Consider the following 1266-nt stretch of genomic DNA (forward strand, 5'->3'; position numbering starts at 1 on the left):
TCAAAGCGTCCTGTAGAGTTGAGCTCTTTTAGAGAAGTATTGGTTCCAAGATTTGTTCTTAGATCAATCTCTCCTCCTTGGATGTAATCATAAGAATAATATGTTCCAAGATAGAGTGTCGCTCCTAGCTCTTTTCCTTCTGTGAAGTTTTTAAAATCATATCCCCATGCAGCTCCAATTCTTGTGCGAAGATTAAAGATGTCTTCTTGGATCCCTGTAAGAGTTGCTTGTCCTAAAACTTGCTTGAGATCACTTTGGTTGAAGTATCCAAATGAGAGTTCTACTTGTGGATCGATATACCACTCTTTTGTCTCTCCTAATTTGAAGCGATATCCTACTTCATTAGAGAAGACGATACCAAAGTTGTTAGTGTTATAGTGGTTTTCTTGTCCTGCCATCTCAAGATCACTCATGATGTAGCTAAATTTCAAGATCGTATCATTAAACCATCCTGCATCTTGGATATAAGAGTTATATACAGCAACTTCTACAGCATGAGAGGTTGATTTATCAATTCCTTTTCCAACTTGATCGATATCAAGATGTGTTTTAGGAGTGATGATTGAGTTGGCATAAGAGAGAGCAAGTCCTAGATAGTTATTAGCTCCTTCAAATCCAAAGGCATAATCATATCCTGCTTGAACTGTGGTATAGATAGATTGAGTTTCAAGACCATATTTAGTAGAAAGCATTCCATTAAAGATTCTTCCCCATGCTCCTTGAGAATGATCATTGTTTCTAAGCTCTCCCATTCTTTTATTCAAAGAGTTGAAGTTTGCTAAGAAAAGCTCATAGTTTAGTCCCAATGCTGAAGTTGTTGCCATTTGGTTAGATTTAGATACACCTTGAGATCGAATAGAATCTACAAAATAGGTTGTGTAGCTATTATCGCTTGCTGTGGTTGTAGTTTCTGTGTTAGCAGTTACAGCAGAGGCCTCTCCATTGGATTTTTTCCCATACTCATCTGTATTTTCTACTGCTGTGAGTGTTGTTGTAATAACATCAAATCCTTGGATTTGTGTTGCACCTTCAAATGTAGCAACTTGATTTCCATTTGTTCCTTTGACTGTAGCTACAGCGATATTGCCTTGCGTTTCTGTTCCTCCTCCATGGTAGCTAATGCTAGAGAAATTCGTGTTTGCATCTGCAATGACTTGGATGTAATTGACCTTAGAAGCTGTGTCTGCTGAACTAGAAGTGCTTGCATTTCCTCCAGAGAGAACAAGGATACGATCAGAGTAGATATATCCATATTGTCCTGCTTGA

General features: G+C 38.0%; 1 protein-coding gene. It reads right to left on the reverse strand.

Annotated elements, in window-relative coordinates; genetic code table 11:
- The coding region (locus LW137_RS07095; RefSeq protein WP_233034971.1) for an autotransporter outer membrane beta-barrel domain-containing protein at nucleotides 1–1266 on the reverse strand (1266 nt) is incomplete at both ends.

It is taken from the genome of Helicobacter kayseriensis, assembly GCF_021300655.1.
GTDB classification, from domain to species: Bacteria; Campylobacterota; Campylobacteria; order Campylobacterales; family Helicobacteraceae; genus Helicobacter_G; species Helicobacter_G kayseriensis.